Below are 15,207 nucleotides of genomic sequence, written 5' to 3' on the forward strand. Positions count from 1 at the left end.
AGCTTAGCGCCTTAAGAGGCAGGTGCAGCGCTACGCTGCACGGCTGCCAGCAAGGCCGTGGCACTGGCGCCACGGCAATCCACAACCTGTTGGGCCCCGGCGGCCTTGGCCTGCTCGGCGACCCGCGGGCTGGGCACGAACAGCGGCAACTGGGCCAACCGCAGCCAATCGGCACCGGCCATCTGCTGCAAATGTTCAAAACCCTGCCCACTGCTGACCACCAGGCCATTGAGGCGTTCCGCTTCAATGCGGCGCATCAGCGTACCCGCCGGGTAGGCCGGCAGGCAGCGACGATACAGTTCCAGATATTCGACACTAGCACCTTGCTCTGCAAGACGCTCTGCCAGCAGTTCGCGACCTCCGACGCCGCGAACGATCAAGACACGCGGTGCTGGCACGGAAACGGCCTGGCGCAGGGCCGGCAGCGCCAGCAAGGCTTCGCTGTCATCGCCACGCGGCGGAGAGCTTACCTCCAGCCCAGCACCCTGCAGCACCCCAGCCGTTGCCTCGCCCACGGTGAACCAGCCTCGCTGTGGAGGCTGGATACTGCTCTCGGCCAGATGTTCAAGCAACAGCCGGGCGGCCGGCTTGCTGACCACAATGATCGCCTGGAAGTCATGCAAGCCTTCCAGCGACCGTCGCTGCGGGGCTTGCACGATAATGGGTTCAATCGCCAGCAGTGGCAGGCAACTGCTGCCCACTCCCGCTGCCGCCAGGCTTTGCGCCAGCGCCGCGCAGTCCTCGGCAGGCCGGGTCAGCAACAGGCGCCATTGGCTCACGGATGGCCGGCCTCGCCGTAGACTTCCTTGAGAATGGCCTCGGCGCCCTGAGCCAGCAGCTCTTCGGCCACCTGTACGCCCAAGGGCTCGGCAGCTGTACGGGGGGCACGGGCATCGGCCACCAGCAAGGTCCCGCCACTAGGCTGGCCGACCAGGCCACGCAGCCACAACTGGTCACCTTCAAGTACCGCGTAACAGGCAATCGGCACTTGGCAGCCACCATTCAGGCGTTTGTTCAGCGCGCGCTCGGCCATTACCCTGTCAGCGGTGTCAACATGGTGCAGCGGCGCCAGCAGTGCATGGATCTCAACGTCGGCACTGCGGCACTCGATGCCCACCGCGCCCTGACCACCTGCCGGCAGGCTGTCATCGACGCTGATGGTGGAGGTGATGCGATCTTCGAAGCCCAGACGGATCAGGCCCGCGGCGGCGAGGATGATGGCGTCGTACTCGCCGGCATCCAGCTTCGCCAGGCGGGTGTTGACGTTGCCGCGCAGAAAACGGATTTGCAGATCCGGGCGGCGCGCCAGTAACTGGGCTTGACGGCGCAGGCTTGAGGTGCCGACGATGCTGCCGGCAGGCAGCGCTTCGAGGCTGTCAAAGGTATTGGAAACGAAGGCATCACGCGGGTCTTCACGCTCGCAGATGCAGTACAGGCCCAAGCCCTCAGGGAAGTCCATGGGCACGTCTTTCATCGAATGCACGGCGATGTCGGCTTCGTTGTCCAACAGCGCGGTTTCCAGTTCCTTGACGAACAGCCCCTTCCCGCCGATTTTTGCCAGCGGCGCGTCGAGCAACTTGTCACCACGGCTGACCATGGGTACCAGGGTCACCTGCAGACCGGCGTGGGCCTGCTCGAGGCGGGCCTTGACGTATTCGGCCTGCCACAGGGCCAAAGCACTTTTACGGGTGGCAATGCGGATTTCGCGAGTGGACATGAAACGCCCCGATCCAGAGAAATACCGCCGATGATAACAGCATCGCCGGTATCGCTTGCAGATACGGATCAACAGGTCATACGCAGCCAGGTGCAGGAGCGGCCCGGATCCGAGGGCCTCAGAGGGTCTGCATCATCTTGCGCACACCAGCCACATGCCGACGGCTGACGGTCAAGGCATCGCCGTCCAGGCCTTTCAGATACAGCTGAAAGTGCCCCAGCGGGGTGCGCTGCAAGCGTTCGATGCGCTCGCGGGCGACCAATGCATTGCGGTGGATGCGCACGAAGCGTTCGCCAAATTCGTCTTCCAGGGCTTTGAGTGGCTCGTCAAGCAGCACCTCCCCGGCTTCGTGACGCAAAGTCACATACTTGTGGTCGGCAATGAAATAGATCACCTGGGGTAACGGGATCAGTTCAATACCTTTACGCGTGCGGGCGCTTATATGGCTGCGTGGGCCACCGCCTTCATTGGCCGGCCGGGTAAGTGCCGCCAGTTGGGCGCGGTTGGGTTTTTCGGCCTTGCGCAAGGCATCGCGCAAGGCCTGGGCCTGGAAGGGCTTGGTGACATGGCTGAGGGTACTGTCCTTGAATGCCTCTGCACCGTATTCATCATCCCCGGAGCAGAACACCACCGCTGGCGGCGTCTCGCGCTCGCACAGGCGAGCGGCCACCTGCAGGCCATCCAGGCCTGGCATGCCGATGTCCAGCAGGACCACATCGGGCTTGAGGCTTTCAATCAGCGCCAAGGCCTCATCGCCGTTGGTGGCGCTGGGCTCCAGCACAGTGTAACCCTCCAGTTCGCCGAGCAGCCGGCTGAGGCGTTCACGGCCTTGAGGTTCGTCATCAACGATCAGGACATTCATAATTGCGCTGGATTCCTGAATGAGTCTCGCACAGGTATAGCGTAGACAGGTGTGGTTCGAGCGACACTGCGGTCACGCTCTAGACCGGTGCGATGGCCAAAGATTCACTCGGCCCGGCAGATTCACTGCCAGTCCTTTGTCCAACTGTAGACGGTCCGTGGAACACTGCCGTTCATTCCTTGAAATCCTTCTCTGCGATCTTCCGGGTATTTCTCTCGACCGGCGCCCTGCGGCAGCCAGCCCAACCCTGCTATCATCGACGCCACTTTTTCGTTCACGCCTGCAATGAGTGAATCCATGAGCACCGACAAGACCAATCAGTCCTGGGGCGGCCGCTTCAGTGAGCCCGTCGACGCCTTCGTCGCCCGTTTCACCGCCTCGGTAGATTTCGACAAGCGCCTGTACCGTCACGACATCATGGGTTCGATCGCCCATGCCACCATGCTGGCGCAGGTCGGCGTGCTCAGTGATGCCGAGCGCGACACCATCATCGATGGTCTGAAAACCATCCAGGGCGAGATTGAAGCCGGCAACTTCGACTGGCGTGTCGACCTCGAAGACGTGCACATGAACATCGAAGCACGCCTGACCGACCGCATCGGCATCACCGGCAAGAAGCTGCACACCGGCCGTAGCCGCAACGACCAGGTGGCCACCGACATCCGCCTTTGGCTGCGCGACGAGATCGACCTGATCCTGGCTGAAATCACTCGCCTGCAGCAGGGCCTGCTGGAGCAGGCAGAGCGTGAAGCCGAAACCATCATGCCTGGTTTCACCCACCTGCAGACGGCGCAGCCAGTCACCTTTGGCCACCACCTGCTAGCCTGGTTCGAAATGCTCAGCCGCGACTATGAGCGCCTGGTCGACTGCCGCAAGCGCACCAACCGCATGCCTCTGGGCAGCGCCGCACTGGCCGGCACCACTTACCCGATCGATCGCGAACTGACCTGCAAGCTGCTGGGCTTTGAAGCCGTGGCCGGCAACTCGCTGGACGGCGTGTCGGACCGTGACTTCGCCATCGAATTCTGCGCTGCGGCCAGCGTGGCGATGATGCACCTTTCGCGCTTCTCCGAAGAGCTGGTGCTGTGGACCAGCGCACAGTTCCAGTTCATCGACCTTCCGGACCGCTTCTGCACCGGCAGCTCGATCATGCCGCAGAAAAAGAACCCGGACGTGCCAGAGCTGGTACGCGGCAAGAGCGGCCGCGTGTTCGGCGCCCTGACCGGCCTGCTGACCCTGATGAAAGGCCAACCGCTGGCCTACAACAAGGACAACCAGGAGGACAAGGAACCGCTGTTCGACGCCGCCGACACCCTGCGCGACTCGCTGCGGGCCTTCGCTGACATGATCCCGGCGATCAAGCCCAAGCACGCCATCATGCGTGAAGCGGCCCTGCGCGGTTTCTCCACCGCTACCGACCTGGCCGACTACCTGGTTCGCCGTGGCCTGCCGTTCCGTGACTGCCACGAAATCGTTGGCCACGCGGTGAAGTATGGTGTGGACACTGGCAAGGACCTGGCCGAGATGAGCCTGGACGAACTGCGCCAGTTCAGCGACCAGATCGAGCAGGACGTGTTTGCCGTGCTGACTCTGGAAGGCTCGGTGAACGCACGTGACCACATTGGTGGTACGGCGCCGGCGCAGGTGCGCGCTGCCGTAGTTCGCGGCAAAGCCCTGTTGGCGTCTCGCTAACTCCCGGGGCGAGGGCTTCGCCCTCGTTCGCGGGTAAACCCGCTCCTACAACGGTTGTGCTGTACCTGTAGGAGCGGGTTTACCCGCGAATGACCCAACAAGACTCTTAGCGTTTACCGCTGCGAATCATCTCCATGAAGGCCGGCATCGACGCTTCCTTGTCCGCCAAGATCCGCGCCATGTGCGGGTTCTCGCCCATCAGCTGCAGCAACGCCTTGGCCTGCGGGAAGTCCGCCAGGAAGTCGATGTTCAGCACCTTCTTGCCCACCGCGTTGGCCAGGTCGACCGAGAAGCAGAACATCAGGTCTGCCAGTGTCATCTGCTCGCCTGCAACATAAGGTGCAAAGCGCCCGTTGCGTTTGAGCGTGGCAAAACCGGCCAGCAGGTCCGCACGCGCTTTCTCTTTGATCAGTGGTTCGACCGACATGCCAAAGAACGACTCGGCGTAGCAGGTACGCGCCGGCAGTTCGATGTACAGCTCGATTTCCTTGAGCAGCTCACGCACCTTGGCCTGCTCGAACGGGTCGGCCGGCAGCAGTGCCTTGCCGCTTTGGGTTTGCTCGATGTAGTCGAGGATCACACTGGTTTCGCTGAGGAAGCCCTGCTCGGTCTGCAGCACCGGAACCTTGCCCCGCGGGCTCACTTCCAACGCCTGTGGCGCCTGGCCGCCATAGAAGGTGACTTCCTCGAAGGGCAGGCCTTTTTCCAGTAGGGCCAACTTGACCATGTTGTAGTAGTTGCTGACCGAGAATCCATGAAGCTTGAGCATGAGGTAACAGCCTCCAGGCCGTAAGGGGTTGGCCTGGCTTTTATAGACTGAACGCCTGCCGCTGACCAGCGTCATGCACCGCGTCAATGCTCGGGCATTGCCGCCATAGGCATGGCACACTGTTGCATCCCATCCTAGGAGTACCGCCATGAGCGAGCCCACCGACATCGGCAATGACGACGACGAAGCCTTCGCCGAGGCCACGCTGACCCAAGCCATCGAAAACCAGATCGAGAGCGGCGAGCCGCCTGCGGCCAAGGCCACTTTCAACAAGCTGACGCTGGTCGGCTATGAGCGTGAAGACATTCTCAACCTGATGGCGCATGTGCTGGCCTTCGAAATTGACAACATGCTGGTAGAGGACCGTGCGTTCAACGGCGAGTGGTATGAGAACGCTCTGCGGGCACTGCCGGAGCTGCCGCCTGAGATGGATCAAGGCGACGACGAATAACCCGGCTACACTCGAAGATCAGGCACCGCTGACGGTGCCGCCATCCTTGTCTGGAAGTCAGGAGCTGCCATGCCTTTTACCCCCGATCTGATCGACGAACTGGAAGTACTCGCGCTGTTCAAACACGACAGCAGCCAGGAAGGCATCAAGATAACCAGCACCGCATCCCCCGCCCTGATCGCGGCTGCACAACGCCTGCATGAGAAGGGGCTGACCGATCAACCGGATGGCGGCTACCTGACCAGTCTGGGTCATGACGCCGTTGAAAGTGTCCAACTGCTGCAGAACATTCTCAAGGCGCCACAGCCGGCCTGAGCATCAGGCTTGCGCAAGATCTGAGACCTAGCGCGGCCCCTGTGGGACCGCGCAGGTTCCAGTCAGTTGGCCGCAGCACTGCGCCTTTCCGCCAGCCACGAGCGGCCGTAAAGGAACACGATGGCCAGCAAGGCCACCGCCTGCGCCGACAGCGAGTAGGCATCGGCATGAATCCCCAGCCAGTCGAACTCAAAGAACGCCACCGGCCGTGTGCCCAGCACACCGGCCTCTTGCAGCGCCTTCACGCCATGCCCGGCGAACACTACCGACAGCGCGCACAGCAGCGCGGCGTTGATGCTGAAGAACAGCGTTAGCGGCAACTTGGCCGAACCCCGCAGAATCACCCAGGCCAGGCCCACCAGCAGCACCAGTGCCGTCGCGCCACCCGCCAGCACCGCCTGATGCCCGGCAGGGCCTGCCTGCAGCCAGAGGGTCTCGTAGAACAGGATCACCTCGAACAATTCGCGGTATACCGAGAAGAATGCCAGCACAGCAAAGCCGAAGCGCCCGCCGCCGCTGACCAGGCTGCTCTTGATGTAGTCCTTCCAGGCGGCTGCGTGGCGGCGGTCATGCATCCACACACCCAGCCATAGCACCATCACTGCAGCGAACAGTGCTGTGCAGCCTTCCAGCAGCTCGCGCTGGGCCCCCCCCACATCGATCACATAGGCCGCCAGCGCCCAGGTGGCGAAGCCGGCAACCAGCGCCAGGCCCCAGCCGATGTTGACGCTGCGTACTGCCGACTGCTGCCCGGTATTGCGCAGGAAGGCCAGGATCGCCGCCAGCACCAGAATCGCCTCAAGGCCTTCGCGCAGCAGGATCAGCAAACCGGAGATATAACTCAGCGACCAGCTCAGACCATCGCTTCCCAGCAACTTGGCCGCCTGCTCGAGCTTGGTTCTGGCTTCGGCCAGACGCTGTTCGACCTGGGCCACGGGTAGACCGTCCTGCAGGGATTGACGGTAGGCCATCAGCGATTTTTCGGTGTTCTTGCGCGCCTGGGTGTCAATGTTGTCCAGCGAGCTTTCCACCAGCTCGAAACCCTCCAGGTAGGCCGCCACCGACAGGTCATAAGCCTGATCGTGGTCGCCTGCGCGGTAGGCCGCCAGGCTCTTGTCCAGTGTGCTGGCCGTGTATTCGAGCAATTGCGCCGGGCCGCGCTTTACTTGCGGCGGTTGGGCACGCTGGGCACGGAATGCCTCGACGGCCGCAGTGCCTTCGTTGGCGGCGACTTCGGCCGGCGTCTGGCGAGCCAGGTCGGCGAGGTTCCAGGTCTTGTCACCTTTGCCCGCTTCCGGCTTGGCGGTGAAGCTGGCGATATACGCGGCCACATCCCAGCGTTGGCGGTCGTCCAGCTGGTCGGCAAACGACGGCATTTCGGTGCCGTCGATACCCAGGGCCAGGGTGTTATAGAGGTCGAACAGGCTTAACTGGTCCAGGCGCGAGACATCGCGCAGGTTGGCGGGTGCAGGCTCCAGGCCCACGCCAGCCGGGCCATCGCCGGCGCCGGTGTCGCCGTGGCAGACCGAGCAGTTTTGTGCGTACAGCGCAGCGCCGCGGGCTGGGTCCGGGGTAATCACCGGGGCCTGGCTGACCTCGTAGGCCACCGCCAGTCGCGCACCCAGCTGCCGGGCCTGCTTGGCGACCGCGGTACCTTCCTGACGCTGGTCGATGGCCTGGCGCAGCGCCTGGACGCCCTGCTCCAAAGCCGCTTGTTCAGTATTTGCGGGCAGGCCTTTGACCAGGTCAGCCAATACCGCGCTGAACTCCTGTTGCTCGCGGTATTCGCCCTCGTCGATCACCTTGCCGTCTTGTACGGTCGGCGGGTAGTCGGCGCCAATGTAATCCAGCAGGTGCTGGGCTTTGGCAGCCTCGGCGGGGGACTCGGCCAGCGCCAAGGTGCTGCACAGCACCAGCACCGGGCCAAGCAGCAAAGCCGGCAGCCAGGCAAGCAGACGGGAACGGGTATTCATGGCCAGTCTCGAAGGTGAATGCGAAAGAGAACATTGTTCACTTCCACTTTGCTTCACTCAAGGGTGCTGGACAGATTTCATGAAAAATCTTGCTACAAATCAGATCAAGTGGGTGGCATAGAGGACCAGACCTCAAGGATCGCGTCAGGGCTTGGCGATCCCCTTCCAACCACCACCCAACGCCAGGAACAAGGCAATTTGCCCCTGCGCCACTTGGCTATTGGCCGCAGCCAACTGCGCACGCATATCGGTATACGTCCGCGTCGCCTGCAAATCCGCCAGGAACGACTCACGCCCCGCCTGGTAATACCGGTGCGTCTGGTCCGCCGCTTCCTTGGCCGACTTCTCCGCCTCGGCCAGCGCATCGCGCCGATCGAGCAAGGCGCTGTACTGTGCCAGCCGGGTCTGGGTCTCGCGAATGGCGTTCAGCACCACGCCATCGAAGTGCGCCAGTGCCGCCTGGGTCGAGGCCTCGGCCATGCGAATGCGGGCACGGGTGCCATTGGTGGGGATGGTCCAGCTGATCTGCGGGCCAAAGCCCCAGCGGTTGGTCGAAGGCTCGCCAAGGTTCTCCAGGATACCGATGGTGCCAACCTGCGCGCCAATGCTGATGTCCGGGTACAACGCGCCGGTAGCCACGCCAATATAGGCGGTGGCGGCAGCCAGTTGGCGTTCGGCCTGTCGCACGTCGGGGCGGCGCTTGAGCAGGGCCGCACCATCGCCCACAGGAACCAGCTGGTTCAGGTGCGGCAACTCGGCACAATCGGCGGTTCCGGCAGGCAGTTGGTCGACCGGTTTGGCCAGCAGCGCAGCCAGGGTGTACATACCCGTCTCGCGCTCGGCCTTGAAACGTGGCAGTTCGGCACGCAGGGATTTGAACTGGGTCTGCGAGCGGGTGACCTGGGTTTCATCGCCACGCCCAGCATCGCGCAGGCGCTGGTTGAGTTTCACGCTTTGCTCCTGCAAATCGAGCGACTCACGGGCAATATGGTATTCCTCGTTAGCCGAGCACACCTGGGTATAAGCCTTGACCACGTCCGCCACAAGGGTGATGCGGGCAGTGTCGGCAGCGGCCTGCATCGCGTCGGCATTTGCCTTGGCAGCCTCGGTACCACGCTTGAAGGTGCCCCACAGGTCGAACTGGTACGAGGCACTGATGATGGCCTCCCCGATGTTGGCTACCGGCACCTTCTCAGGCTGCAGGAAGGCTTCGCCCGACTCCTGCAACCGCTGAGCGCCGAGTTTGACGCCACCGTTGAAGCCGCCTTGCGATTCAGCCACCTCCACCTGGGCGCGAGCTTTGGCGATGTTGGCCGCCGCCACGCGCAGTTCGGTGTTGGCACTCAGCGCCTGACGCACCAGCTCGTTCAGCCGCTGATCCTGATACAGCTGCCACCAGTCCTCGGGGACCGGCGCCGACACGACGCTGTCGGCATCCTGGCGCAGCGGGCCGTTCAGGTCATTGCGTTGCACGGCCGCATCCCCAGGCACCTCATAGTCGGGCCCCACCATCATGCAGGCCCCCAGCGACAGGCACAGGCCAGCCAGGATCAGCTGTTTCATGGGCGCTGGCCCTCGATGATCGACACCGTGGCAGTACGCCCGGCGATCATGCGGAAGTCTTGCGGCACTTCGTCAAAGGCGATGCGTACCGGAATGCGCTGGGCCAGGCGTACCCAGCTGAACGCCGGGTTGACGTTGGGCAGCAAGTTGGCGCCACTGCTGCGGTCGCGGTCTTCGATACCAGCGGCGAAGCTCTGCACATGGCCACGCAGGCGGGTGTTGTCGCCCATCACGCGGATATCCACGGCGTCACCAATATGGATACCCCCCAGCTTGGTTTCCTCGAAGTAGCCGTCGACGTGGTAGGAGGCACTGTCGACCACCGAAAGCACCGGGCGGCCAGCGGTGACGAACTCGTGGTTACGCGGCGCGCGGTCGTTGAGGTAGCCGTCTACCGGGCTGCGCACCACCGAGCGGTCAAGGTTGAGCTGGGCGGTATCGACAGCCACTTGCGCCTCGCTGACGGCCGAACGGGCACGGGACTCGCGGGACTGGCTTTCTTCAAGTTGCTCGGCGGCCACCAGGTTGCCCAGCTTGCGGTTGCGCTGCGCTTCGCGGGAAGCCTGGGCCAGGGTCTCCTGGCGCTCGCCGAGGGTTGCCTTGGCTTGACGCAGCGCCAGGGTGAAGCGGTCCTGGTCGATGGTGAACAGTATGTCGCCGCGTTTGACGGTCTGGTTGTCGCGCACCTCGACCTTCTGGATCAATCCCGACACATCGGGGGCGATCTGGATCACGTCAGCGCGGATATGGCCGTCACGGGTCCAGGGGGCAAACATGTAGTAGACCACCATCTGCCACACGAGCACGGCGGCGAAGGTCACTACCAGCAAGGTCAGGACCACACGGCCCAGGGTCAACATAGGTTTTTTCATGGCAGCATCAGGTTTCGACAAAAGTGGTCCACCCCGCCGAGCAGCACGGCATACAGGGCAACGTTGAACAACGCCCGGTGCCAGACCAGGCGGTAGAAATGCAGACGCACCAGCACCGCGTGCACCCCAAGGAACAGCAGGTAGGTGCCAAACATCATCACCAGCAGCGTGGGCAGGAACACCCCGCTGATATCCAGTTCACCAATCACAAGGGCGCTCCATCGAGCCCGGGGGGCAGTTGTGGTTGTTCGGCAGGTTCGAGCATCACCTCCACCCCCGGCAGTAGCGCCAGGCGCAAGCCGCTCAGGGCGTGCAGCAAGTGGGTGCGGGCATCGCCACGCTCGTACAGCTCGTCCAGGTTCAGCGCCAGGCGCGCGCGCTCCATGTTGCGCAGCAGTGCGACCGGGGCATGCAGGCGTTCGCCGGCACGCAGGCAGGCCGCGTAGTGCGCGCCGACTTCCTCGACCACAGTGTTCAGGCGCTCGCGAGCCTGCTGGCCGGCGCGCGGCATGTACGCCAGCAGGTCGAGCAGGTTCAACCCCACGCGCAGGTCGCGCAGCGCCACACCACTGTCCTGGCCGGTTTGCGACAGACGTGGCAGGTGCTGCATCAGGCGGTCGAGCATCTGTACGCCAACCTGACGGTGTACGGCCAAGGTCGCAGGCTCGGTCATTTCAACGATGTCACGCCAGGCGAAGCGGGTCATGCGCTTGGCCGCCAGCTCCACGCCGAACGGGCGCATCACCAGGGTCCAGATAAAGGCGAACAGAAGGCCCACGGGACCGGCCAGGTTGGAGTTGAGGAAGGTGAAGAAATCGGCGTCGTAGGCACCCTGGATGCTGATGAAGGTCGACGTGTTGACGATGGTCAGCAAGGTGCCCAGGTAGAAGCGCGGCTGCACGGTCAGCGTGCCTATGCAGATGAACGGCACGGCAAAGGCCAGCACCAGCATCGGGAAGTCGTGCAGGTTGGGCAGTACCAAGAACAGGTACAGACTGGAGAAGATGACCGACATCAGCGTCCAGAAGAAAAACCGGTAGATCTGCGGTGCTGGGTCATCCATGGCAGCGAAGAAGCTGCACGCTACTGCCGCGAGGATTACCGCACTGGCGCCGTCGTTCCAGCCCAGGCCGATCCATAGGCCGCAGGCGACCACGATCGCCAGAACCGTGGAGGCTACCGAGTAGAGCATCAGGCCACGGTCGAAAAACGCTGTCAGGCGGCCCAGGCGCCAATGGCGATACACCGCACGCCAAGGCTTGGCATCATCGGCACGCAGGGCGTGCTGCAGGGTGCAGCAGTCCTGCCACAGGTCGGCCCATTCGGTCAGGCGATACAGGGCGTTGGACAACAGCAGCTCGGCGCGCTGGTCGAGGGCGGCTGTAGCGGGCTGCAGGCGGCCGATCTGCTCGTGCAACATGGCCCAGTGCGCTACTGAAGCGCTTTCGGCAGTGCCTTTGAGCCATTCACGAGCGGCTTCAAGCACGGGTTGAAGCTGGGCGAACTGGGCCGGGGCGCGGCTTTCCAAGGCTACCAGTGCATCGTCGAGGGCGTCGATCACCGGCAGCAGATGGATCATCCGCCCGCGCAGTTCGCGAGCGTTCTTCAGGGTATGCGGGCCGGCGCCTTCGTGGCCGAGTTGACCAATCATCAGCTCCAACGAGTTGAAGGTGGTCACCATCGCACCGCGCATCCCGCCGACCTTGTCGGCACTGGCATCTCGGGCCAGGTAGGTGTCGCTGTAGCGAATGGCCTCAGTGAACCAGTTTCCGGTGGCACCGACTACCACCGGCGCCAGTCGGCGTGGCCAGAAGATAGCCCCGACTACCGCCGCGCAGACAATCCCCAAACAGATTTCCTGCGCGCGAGAAGAGGCCACGTCGAACACTGCCAGCGGATTGTCGACCACGGCCAGGGCAATCATCGGCAGGGTATACCCGGCCAGCATCAGCACATAGTTGTTGGCCGTGCGCAGGTTCAGCGAAAGGAACAGCAAGGTGCCGGTCCACAGGGCAATGGCGATGCTCAACAGCAACGGTGACTGCACCAGCGGCGGCACCAGGAAGATTGCCCCGCCAGCGCCGAGCAACGTGCCCACGGCACGGTACAACGCCTTGGAGCTGGTCGGGCCGACGAACGGGCTGGAGACGATGTACACCGTAGCCATGGCCCAGTAGGGACGCGGCAACTGCATGAGCAGGGCAATGTACAGGGCAATCATGGAGGCGCCGAAGGTACGCACACCGTAGAACCAGTCACGGGCCGGAGGAACGGAGCTGAAGAAGCCGTTCATGCCAGCCCGCCTGCGCTGCCCAGGCCGGCAGCCTCGAAGGCACGAAGCACACGCAAGGCAGCGCCCAGGTCGGCCTGGTCGATACCGCCGAGCACATCGCGGCGCAAGCGCACCAGTTCGGCTTCGATGGCTTCGGCCAAGGCACGGCCTTCGGCAGTCAGGCTCAGTGCCTTGGCGCGGCGATCCAGTGGGTCCTCGCTACGGCACACCAGGCCAGCTTTGCACAGTTGGTCAAGCAGGCGTACCAGCGACGGGCTTTCCAGGCCGGCGGCCTGGGCCACAGCTACCTGATGCACGCCGTCGCCCAGGCGCACGATCATCAGCAGCGGCGCAGCGCAGGCCTCGGAAATGCCGTAGCCGGTCAAGGCGGTATGACAGATGCGCCGCCAGTGACGGGCAGCGACTACCAGGCCACTGCTGACTTGCAGCCGCAGGAGATCAAGGGACATGAAGAGAACCAAATATATTCATAGTTTGCTAACTATCAATATACGCCCCGACATCCCCCTGTCGTCAACAGGGGGCGACGAATAGCCTGGGTTGAATGTTGTTCATTTTCAGCCAGCACTGGAGAGAAATACTCAGGGTTGGATCTGGTCTTCCAGCTTCATGGTCAGCGCCAATGTGCTGCCCATCTGCACCGCCCGGTCCCGCCACTCCTGATACCGTAGCGCGTCACGGCTGCTGAAATGCACCGCCAGTTCCTCCGCCGCTTGCACCACCCCCGCCGCTGCCGCCAGCTCAAGCCAGTACAGCGCTGCCTTGAGGTTGGCCTCTACGTGCAGCCCATGCATCAACCGGTAACCCACTTCAAAACGACAACGCGCCTCGCCCTGTTCGGCTCCACGCAAGAACCACTGATAGGCCTGCACCAGGTCAACCTGCCACTTCAGGTCACCGTCGCACACCTCCTCCTCATACAGGTCACCCAATGCGGCGGCAGCATGCAGCATGCCCCGGTCGAAGGCCTGCCGGTAACACTCCGCCGCCTGCACATATGAAGGGTCAATGCCTTTGCCGAAGTAGTGCTGCTGCCCAAGGTTGAACCAGGCAGCAGCATTGCCCTGCAGGGCCGCCATGCGCAACAGGTGCCCGGCCAGCACGGTGTCGGCCCGCCAGTACTTGCCGTTGAGCCAGATCCAGCCGAGGTCGTTCAATGCGGACACGCTGCCTTGCAATGCCTGGCGGCGCAGGTCGACATACACCGCCTGCAAGTCGTTGGCCTCATCCAGGCGGTTGACCAGCAGCGATCGCTGGCTGGGCAAGCCCACACCGGAAAACAGCCGCTGTCGCCTTCCTGCAGGGGCAGGTGGGGCGATGACCCGCTCGGGCAGAAGGCGTGCAAGTAGCGAATGGATATTGCTGGCAACAGACATGTTCATCCTCATTGAACGACGCACAACCCCAACCTTCGGCTGTGATGAGGCGTGATTCTGCGCGACGTCACGTCAAAACCTGTCGCGAACGATTCGGCACGAGGCAACCAAATGCGACTTCCTTGATCTGAGCAGGCTGTGGCCAATTGCCATGCCCCTCGCATGCCGCCATCCTATTGCGGCAAGCCTAGACAAGGACGTTATCTTTTGCCGTTCGCCACCACTCGCGCCACCCTCAGCCGACAGTGGGCGCTGCTGCGCCAGTTGCCCAGCCGTTCCCCAGGCATCACCAGCGCCGAGCTGGTCTGGCGCCTGCGCGACGTGGGCTTCACGGTCAGCAAACGCACTGTCGAGCGTGACCTCAACGAGCTTTCTCTGATATTCCCACTGGAGCGCAATGACAAGAGCATTCCGTTCGGTTGGCACTGGTCGGCCAGTGCCGTGGGCGAATTGCGCGGTAATTTCGACTTGCTGACGCATCTGCGCGGGGATGCCTTGCAGCCATCGCAGGGTGAGGGCGTGGAGCTGGTTGCGCGAATCAGCGATGCACTGGCGCGGCAGTTGCGGGATGCGCCGTTGAGCAGCGACATGCAGCTGACGGCACTGGAGCATGGGCATCGGTTACGCGGCACGGTAAGTGACGGCTGGCCATTACGCTGGTGGCTGTTGAGCCATGGGGACGGGGTGGTGGTAGAGCAGCCTGCCGGCTTGCGGGAAGAGATTGGCAAAATTCTGAGCAATGCGGCGGCTCAGTACCAGAATTTGTAGCCTGTACCGGCCTCTTCGCTGGCTCCGAACACCAACCCGGCGGCGACTGTCGCGTGAACCAGCTCGCTGTTAGATCAGCCCGCCCTGCTCTTCTTCGTCAATCAGGTTATTGAGACTGCTGAGCGCCTTGCGCGCCGTGGAACGGTTGAGCAGCTTGGCCTGCGCGCCGGCGGGCAGGTCGGTGATCTTGAACACGCCCTTGGCGGTCAGCACGTCGATCAGGTCCTCGAGCACGCGGATCATGTCAAGGTCGCTTTGCTTGAGCTGGTTGAGGCTGTTTTCCACAACATCATCGGCAAACCATTCCTGGATATCGGCATGGTCTGAAGGGAGTATTTCGGTGAACTGATCAAACGCGGCTGCTTCCACCCGCAGCAACTGGCCGGCGGCGTTGCGTTGCACGTAGAACATGGCGATGTCCCTCGTCACGTTGGTTCCTTGTTGGTAGACAGCAGCATAGGCAAAGATCGCCGGGCGCGCAGGCCCGGCGCCAGAGTATGCGCTGTTGGCGGGTGACAGGAAAGAGCCGGGGCCGCTATGCGGCCCCGGTGGTCTA

The 15,207-nt window shown here is 63.1% G+C and carries 17 protein-coding genes; 4 read left to right on the forward strand and 13 right to left on the reverse strand.

Going from position 1 to position 15,207, the window contains the following annotated elements; genetic code table 11:
* Nucleotides 1-11 precede the first annotated feature (11 nt).
* The 4 genes from J3A98_RS27045 to J3A98_RS23495 form a co-directional block, all read right to left on the reverse strand.
* A complete protein-coding gene (locus tag J3A98_RS27045) occupies nucleotides 12-779 on the reverse strand; it encodes a uroporphyrinogen-III synthase (protein WP_210023730.1) in 768 nt (255 codons plus the stop codon).
* On the reverse strand, nucleotides 776-1,717 hold the full coding sequence (hemC, locus tag J3A98_RS23485) for a hydroxymethylbilane synthase (protein WP_176685286.1): 942 nt from the start codon (nucleotides 1,715-1,717) through the stop codon (nucleotides 776-778). The genes J3A98_RS27045 and hemC overlap by 4 nt, the downstream gene beginning before the upstream one ends.
* A gap of 118 nt (nucleotides 1,718-1,835) precedes the next feature.
* Nucleotides 1,836-2,579, reverse strand: a complete 744-nt coding sequence (locus J3A98_RS23490; protein WP_176685287.1) for a LytTR family DNA-binding domain-containing protein — start codon at nucleotides 2,577-2,579, stop codon at nucleotides 1,836-1,838.
* A gap of 122 nt (nucleotides 2,580-2,701) precedes the next feature.
* Entirely contained in the window at nucleotides 2,702-2,878 is a 177-nt protein-coding gene (locus J3A98_RS23495) for a hypothetical protein (protein WP_176685288.1), read from the reverse strand.
* Between J3A98_RS23495 and argH the strand changes: the two genes are divergently transcribed.
* Nucleotides 2,877-4,271 carry an argininosuccinate lyase gene (argH, locus tag J3A98_RS23500; RefSeq protein WP_014861057.1) on the forward strand — a complete coding sequence of 465 codons (1,395 nt, stop codon included), beginning with the start codon at nucleotides 2,877-2,879 and terminating at the stop codon, nucleotides 4,269-4,271. The genes J3A98_RS23495 and argH overlap by 2 nt on opposite strands.
* A gap of 106 nt (nucleotides 4,272-4,377) precedes the next feature.
* Here argH and J3A98_RS23505 read toward each other — a convergent pair whose 3' ends face one another.
* Nucleotides 4,378-5,040 carry a glutathione S-transferase gene (locus J3A98_RS23505; RefSeq protein ID WP_176685289.1) on the reverse strand — a complete coding sequence of 221 codons (663 nt, stop codon included), beginning with the start codon at nucleotides 5,038-5,040 and terminating at the stop codon, nucleotides 4,378-4,380.
* A gap of 148 nt (nucleotides 5,041-5,188) precedes the next feature.
* Between J3A98_RS23505 and J3A98_RS23510 the strand changes: the two genes are divergently transcribed.
* Both J3A98_RS23510 and J3A98_RS23515 read left to right on the forward strand, forming a co-directional pair.
* A complete protein-coding gene (locus J3A98_RS23510) occupies nucleotides 5,189-5,491 on the forward strand; it encodes a hypothetical protein (RefSeq protein WP_021782550.1) in 303 nt (100 codons plus the stop codon).
* Nucleotides 5,492-5,560: 69 nt separating this feature from the next.
* Nucleotides 5,561-5,806 (forward strand): TIGR02647 family protein, encoded by a 246-nt coding sequence (locus J3A98_RS23515; RefSeq protein ID WP_021782549.1) that lies wholly within the window; start codon nucleotides 5,561-5,563, stop codon nucleotides 5,804-5,806.
* Nucleotides 5,807-5,868: 62 nt separating this feature from the next.
* Here the strand turns inward: J3A98_RS23515 and J3A98_RS23520 are convergent, their stop codons facing one another.
* From J3A98_RS23520 to J3A98_RS23550, 7 genes are all read right to left on the reverse strand, one after another.
* Nucleotides 5,869-7,779: a cytochrome c/FTR1 family iron permease gene (locus tag J3A98_RS23520; RefSeq protein WP_209968830.1), complete on the reverse strand. Its 1,911-nt coding sequence runs from the start codon at nucleotides 7,777-7,779 to the stop codon at nucleotides 5,869-5,871.
* Between the two features lie 144 nt (nucleotides 7,780-7,923).
* On the reverse strand, nucleotides 7,924-9,342 hold the full coding sequence (locus tag J3A98_RS23525; RefSeq protein WP_209968832.1) for an efflux transporter outer membrane subunit: 1,419 nt from the start codon (nucleotides 9,340-9,342) through the stop codon (nucleotides 7,924-7,926).
* Nucleotides 9,339-10,214, reverse strand: a complete 876-nt coding sequence (locus J3A98_RS23530; protein ID WP_209968835.1) for an HlyD family secretion protein — start codon at nucleotides 10,212-10,214, stop codon at nucleotides 9,339-9,341. The genes J3A98_RS23525 and J3A98_RS23530 overlap by 4 nt, the downstream gene beginning before the upstream one ends.
* Nucleotides 10,211-10,423, reverse strand: a complete 213-nt coding sequence (locus J3A98_RS23535; protein WP_209968837.1) for a DUF1656 domain-containing protein — start codon at nucleotides 10,421-10,423, stop codon at nucleotides 10,211-10,213. The genes J3A98_RS23530 and J3A98_RS23535 overlap by 4 nt, the downstream gene beginning before the upstream one ends.
* Nucleotides 10,420-12,507, reverse strand: coding sequence for an FUSC family protein (locus J3A98_RS23540; protein ID WP_209968840.1), 2,088 nt, complete (start codon nucleotides 12,505-12,507; stop codon nucleotides 10,420-10,422). The genes J3A98_RS23535 and J3A98_RS23540 overlap by 4 nt, the downstream gene beginning before the upstream one ends.
* Nucleotides 12,504-12,956: a MarR family transcriptional regulator gene (locus J3A98_RS23545; protein WP_209968843.1), complete on the reverse strand. Its 453-nt coding sequence runs from the start codon at nucleotides 12,954-12,956 to the stop codon at nucleotides 12,504-12,506. Before J3A98_RS23545 ends, J3A98_RS23540 begins: the two co-directional genes overlap by 4 nt.
* Nucleotides 12,957-13,088: 132 nt before the next feature.
* Nucleotides 13,089-13,883 (reverse strand): tetratricopeptide repeat protein, encoded by a 795-nt coding sequence (locus J3A98_RS23550; RefSeq protein WP_209968845.1) that lies wholly within the window; start codon nucleotides 13,881-13,883, stop codon nucleotides 13,089-13,091.
* Between the two features lie 207 nt (nucleotides 13,884-14,090).
* Here J3A98_RS23550 and J3A98_RS23555 point away from each other — a divergent pair, with 207 nt between their 5' ends.
* Nucleotides 14,091-14,651: a WYL domain-containing protein gene (locus J3A98_RS23555; protein WP_070096106.1), complete on the forward strand. Its 561-nt coding sequence runs from the start codon at nucleotides 14,091-14,093 to the stop codon at nucleotides 14,649-14,651.
* A 69-nt stretch (nucleotides 14,652-14,720) separates the two neighbouring features.
* Here the strand turns inward: J3A98_RS23555 and J3A98_RS23560 are convergent, their stop codons facing one another.
* Nucleotides 14,721-15,062, reverse strand: coding sequence for a hypothetical protein (locus J3A98_RS23560; protein WP_021782542.1), 342 nt, complete (start codon nucleotides 15,060-15,062; stop codon nucleotides 14,721-14,723).
* Nucleotides 15,063-15,207: the final 145 nt, after the last annotated feature.

The sequence above is a fragment of the Pseudomonas sp. BP6 genome, assembly GCF_017875935.1.
Taxonomy (GTDB): domain Bacteria; phylum Pseudomonadota; class Gammaproteobacteria; order Pseudomonadales; family Pseudomonadaceae; genus Aquipseudomonas; species Aquipseudomonas putida_Y.